The sequence below is a fragment of the Kyrpidia sp. genome, assembly GCF_023512215.1.
Lineage (GTDB): Bacteria > Bacillota > Bacilli > Kyrpidiales > Kyrpidiaceae > Kyrpidia > Kyrpidia spormannii.
This window is the reverse complement of the sequence record NZ_JAILZZ010000096.1, coordinates 1-4323: the sequence shown is the minus strand read 5'-3', so window position 1 is coordinate 4323 and position 4323 is coordinate 1. Positions and strand designations below refer to the sequence as shown.

Here is a 4323-nt window from a genome sequence, read left to right as displayed (position 1 = left end):
AGTTCGCTGGTTTTGCCAGCGCCCGCTTTTGCCTAGGTTTTCACCCTAGGATTGTGCGGGAACAGCGCGCACCCTTCATCTGCTCTCGGCGCACCCGCCACAGCTCTTCCAGCCGCTCGTTCAGCTTCTTCCACCTTCGCGACGGCAACCACACCTCCGATCCGTCTTCCCGTACCACCCGAACCGACTTCCTCTTGCACCGGTCCCGAAGAGACTTTACCTCGTCAATCCGCCGGTCCAGAATCTTGAGAAACCACGGGTTTTGGATTTCCGTCGCCACCCCGTCGGTCCCCACTCCGTAGCCCAGGTTCTTGTGGTTCGGGTCAATCGCGATCACCCGCCCCGCCGGCCGCCGGACAGGTACAGGCCGCTTGACCGTGAAGACCGCGTAGAACAGCTTCCCTTCCTTGACGATCCGAAGCTGGCGAACCATTCCCGGTTCGAACCAATCGGGCAAGGGTTCCGCCAGACGTGCGGTCACCTGGGCTTGCTTCTCCTTGCCTGTCTTTTCGTCCAGGACTTTCCCCAGGGATAACCGCAAAGTCCGGCCCTCCAGTCCGAAGCCCTTCCAGGGCTCGTCGTATTGCAACGAAAACCACTCCCGCTTCCACGACCGGAACTTCGGCCAGCCGACCTTCTTCGCCCCCTTTTCGCGACGGGCCTTCTGGTATTTCCGGATCGCTCCGCTCAGCCGCAGGGCCGCGTTCTTCAGCACCGACGAATACACCGTCCGCAGGAACGGATATTCCTTCTTCAGCATCGGAATCCGGTTGCGCAACCCCCGCTTGGTGTATAGCACCCTGGCCGCTTCCGGGTCCTGGGTGCTCCGGAACTTCTCCCGCAGGGTGTTCGCCTCTTCGAGCAGGTGATTGTACAACCAGTTGGCGATTCGCGACTGGCCGTCCAGCACCGCCGCGGTGTGTTCACCCACTTCCAGGCGCATTTTCAGGGCAAATCGCATCGGCTGCCTCCTTCAACGTCTTCAGGATGTCCCGGTTCTTCCGGCTCCGGCTCCCGTACAGCCGGGCCGAGAACACCGTGATGATCTCCAGCACGTCCTGCACCAGCTCTTCCTCGAAGGTCGCCTCTTCCGAGGCATTGATGATGACCACCTCCGTTCTGAAATGCTCGCACAAGGAGAAGACCAACTCCGACCCGAACCGAAGCAGACGGTCCTTGTGGGTGACCACCAACCGGCCCACTTCGCCGGAACAGATCCGGCGAATGAGTTCCCGCAGGCCCCTTTTGTTGTAGTTGAGCCCGGAACCCAAGTCGCGGACCACCTCAAACCGCCACCCGTTTGCGGCGCAGAACGTCTCCAGCAACTCCACTTGCCGTTCCAAATCCCCCTTCTGGTCGTGACTGGAGACCCGGGCATAGGCGAGAGTGATCCGCTCTTTCGGTTCCGGTTCCTTGCGGGCCCATCCGCGAAGACTGGCCAGGTCATACCGACGGTGACCTCCGGGTGTCCGCTCCACCCGGATTTTCCCTTCCGCTTCCCAGCGGCGAAGGGTCTCCGGGGCAACTCCCAACTCTTTGGCGGCTCTACCAATGGAAACCTTCATGAGATAATATTACACAAAATGATGAGGAATATCAATCTTCATTAAGGTTTATGTGAGCAGTTGCGAGCCCCCTACTGGCCGCTCTAGATCCACAGGGCACTGGCAACGCTCTGGAAGCAGCCCGAGGAACTGCGACAGGGGCGGCAGCCACGGTCACCATTTATGCCGGGTTGCTCTTTTCCATGCTGTTCATGGAGCGAGTGGCCCGCCGGATCGGATTTCGGATGACGGTGTGCGCCGGCCTCGGGGCCGCCGCACTGTCTGCCCTCTTGTTTCCGATGTTCCAAGAGGCTTCAGTTTGGTTGGTTCTGCGGTTTGTTTTGGGGACGGCGCTTGGAGCTGTCCATTACGGCACCCAAACTTGGTTAGGACTTTTGGCGGATCCCGCCCGCAGGGGGAGGCAGATGGCACTGTACGGGTTCTCCACTGGAGCCGGGTTCGCCGTGGGGCCCCTCGGGGTCAACACCCTCCTGTGGGGAGAGCCCGTCCCTTTTTTGTTCGCCGCTGGCGTACTGTTGGCAGCTGGAGTACCCATCCTCCGCATCCAAGATGTGCGTCCGGATCCACTCCCCCATGAACCGTCTTTGATGAGCGGGCGTACCCGATTGTCTGGGGTGCCGGGCCTGTATCGCTCAGCCCTGCCCGCCTTGACCTTGCCCTTTGCGTTCGGATTTATGGAATCGGCTTTTAACGCGGATCTCCCGTTGTATGCGGTATCCCGGGGATGGAGTTTATCCGGGGTCTCTTTGGCGCTGTCGTTGTTCGTGATCGGTAGCTTGATCTTTCAAATGCCTCTCGGGTGGTGGAGCGACCGGTTCGGCCGCGGAAAGACTCTCATCGTTTGCAGCGCCGTTGGCGCCGCCCTGCTGATCACCACCGCCTACGCGTCTTCAACAGCGGGTTTCTCCCTGGGGTTCGGTCTGGCCGGAGCCGCCGCCGGCTCGCTGTTCAGCCTGAGCCTGGCATACCTTCAGGATCTAGTCGACGGGCGGGAACTCCCACGGGCCAATCGGTTGGCCGTTATCCATTTTGGCGCCGGTATGGTCGCCGGGCCCATGGGCGGAACCTTCGTCATGAGTATATTCGGCCCAGACGCACTCTTTTGGATCGTCGCTGGGCTATTTTTACTCTACACAGGCGGGGCAACCTTATGGTCCCGTCGGCATCGAAACAAGAAACCTGCTCGACAGCACCAGAGTTAATCCCTCGGATCCAAGGCCATCCTTACACGGGCTCTGCTTCTTCCCGGGTGCTCGACTGCACCGTGACTTCCGGATCCTTCTGCCCAAACACGCCTTCCCAACGAGCCACCACCGTCGAGGAAAAAACATGGCCCATGACATTCACCGCCGTCCGCGCCATGTCGATCACCCGATCGACCCCCAGGATCAGCGCCACCCCTTCTGCGGGCAAACCCACCGCCGTCGCCGTAGCCAACAAAATCACCATGGACGACGAGGGAACCGCGGCCACCCCTTTACTGGTCACGATGAAGAACAAGATCATCATCACCTGATGCCAAAACGTCATATGAATTCCGAACAACTGAGCGATAAAAGGTGCAGCGATCGTGAGATATAGAGTCGTCCCATCAGAATTGAGCGGCAATCCCGCCGGGATGACAAAAGAAGTAATGGACTTGGGCGCACCGAATCGCTCCAGTCGATCCATCAACTGCGGCACCACGGTTTCTGTGCTGCCGGTCGACGCCCCGATGATCATGAGATCCCAAACCATTTTGTAGACTTCAATGATACGGATTCGCAAAAACCACGCAACGATCGGAAAAACGACAAACACCACAATGGCCAGCGCCACATAGGCCGTTCCGATCAGCCGCAACAGGGGGATCACCAACTGTACCCCGTAAGTTCCGATGGTAGCCGCCATCAGGGCAAACACGCCGATGGGCGCCACGGTCATCACCAGGTTGACCAAGCGGAACGAAGCTTGAGATACGATTTCCATAAGACTGACAAACGGACGGCCCCGTTCCCCCAAGCCCACCAGGGCAATCCCAAACATCACACAGAAGAAGATAAGTGCCCAGAACATCGCTCTAATGATCGAAAGGTTGGACGTAGAAACCTTTTTTCGGGCCAGGGAACGGCTGATCTCCGCCTCGCGGATTGGAATCGTCTGCGCTCGGAGCACCGTTTCCCTTGGGCAATTCTTTCAATTTTACCTTCATCTTTTGGGAAAAGACGTGGTGTTATTTACTGGAGACCCGCGAATGATCGACCTTTTACAGCGCTTTGGACCTGGTGATGTGATGGTGGGCATTGGGTTCTCCCGTTACGCCCACTGGACGGTGGAACACCTGCGGTACGCAAAAAAAAGAGGAACGTGGATCATGGCGATAACGGATTATCCTTCGTCTCCCCTCGCGCCTCTGGCCGACGAGTCTTTTTTCACGCCCACAGGCATTCCCTCCCACATGGACTCTTTCGTCGCGCCCCTATCCTTTCTGACGGGATTACTCCGCGCTGTGTCAAATCGCCTATCCAAACAGACAGCGGAAATTCTGCACGAGATGGAGGATCTTTGGGAGCAGTTCGGAATCTACGAACCTCCTTCATCGGTATAGATCGAGCAGCCGATTCCGGCGGCCGTATTCGATCACTTCCCGCACCGTGGAGACGCCCAGCTTGCGCATCATGTTTGCTTTATGGTTTTCCACTGTTTTCACACTGATGTTCAGTTCCTTGGCCACTTCCCGGTTTTGATACCCCCGGGCGAGAAACACCAGCACCTCCCG

The 4323-nt window shown here is 58.4% G+C and carries 6 protein-coding genes; 2 read left to right on the top strand and 4 right to left on the bottom strand.

The window, feature by feature from the left end:
* Nucleotides 1–40: 40 nt before the first annotated feature.
* Nucleotides 41–961, bottom strand: coding sequence for an RNA-guided endonuclease InsQ/TnpB family protein (locus K6T64_RS16340; protein WP_288011190.1), 921 nt, complete (start codon nucleotides 959–961; stop codon nucleotides 41–43).
* Nucleotides 924–1565, bottom strand: a complete 642-nt coding sequence (locus tag K6T64_RS16335; RefSeq protein ID WP_288011186.1) for an IS607 family transposase — start codon at nucleotides 1563–1565, stop codon at nucleotides 924–926. The genes K6T64_RS16340 and K6T64_RS16335 overlap by 38 nt, the downstream gene beginning before the upstream one ends.
* A gap of 74 nt (nucleotides 1566–1639) precedes the next feature.
* Between K6T64_RS16335 and K6T64_RS16330 the strand changes: the two genes are divergently transcribed.
* Nucleotides 1640–2767, top strand: a complete 1128-nt coding sequence (locus tag K6T64_RS16330; protein WP_353737841.1) for an MFS transporter — start codon at nucleotides 1640–1642, stop codon at nucleotides 2765–2767.
* A gap of 22 nt (nucleotides 2768–2789) precedes the next feature.
* Here K6T64_RS16330 and K6T64_RS16325 read toward each other — a convergent pair whose 3' ends face one another.
* The gene (locus K6T64_RS16325; RefSeq protein WP_288011179.1) at nucleotides 2790–3620 is read right to left on the bottom strand and encodes a dicarboxylate/amino acid:cation symporter; all 831 of its coding nucleotides are present in this window, start codon (nucleotides 3618–3620) and stop codon (nucleotides 2790–2792) included.
* Between the two features lie 7 nt (nucleotides 3621–3627).
* Between K6T64_RS16325 and K6T64_RS16320 the strand changes: the two genes are divergently transcribed.
* On the top strand, nucleotides 3628–4152 hold the full coding sequence (locus tag K6T64_RS16320; RefSeq protein WP_288011173.1) for a MurR/RpiR family transcriptional regulator: 525 nt from the start codon (nucleotides 3628–3630) through the stop codon (nucleotides 4150–4152).
* Here the strand turns inward: K6T64_RS16320 and K6T64_RS16315 are convergent.
* On the bottom strand, nucleotides 4141–4323 hold a 183-nt coding region (locus tag K6T64_RS16315), incomplete at its 5' end, for a response regulator transcription factor (protein ID WP_288011172.1). The genes K6T64_RS16320 and K6T64_RS16315 overlap by 12 nt on opposite strands.

What these genes read in the sequence shown, in the direction of transcription:
- K6T64_RS16340 (WP_288011190.1), bottom strand. Translation starts at nt 961, where the DNA reads ATGCGATTTGCCCTGAAAATGCGCCTGGAAGTGGGTGAACACACCGCG.
- K6T64_RS16335 (WP_288011186.1), bottom strand. Translation starts at nt 1,565, where the DNA reads ATGAAGGTTTCCATTGGTAGAGCCGCCAAAGAGTTGGGAGTTGCCCCG.
- K6T64_RS16325 (WP_288011179.1), bottom strand. Translation starts at nt 3,620, where the DNA reads ATGTTCTGGGCACTTATCTTCTTCTGTGTGATGTTTGGGATTGCCCTG.
- K6T64_RS16320 (WP_288011173.1), top strand. Translation starts at nt 3,628, where the DNA reads ATGATCGAAAGGTTGGACGTAGAAACCTTTTTTCGGGCCAGGGAACGG.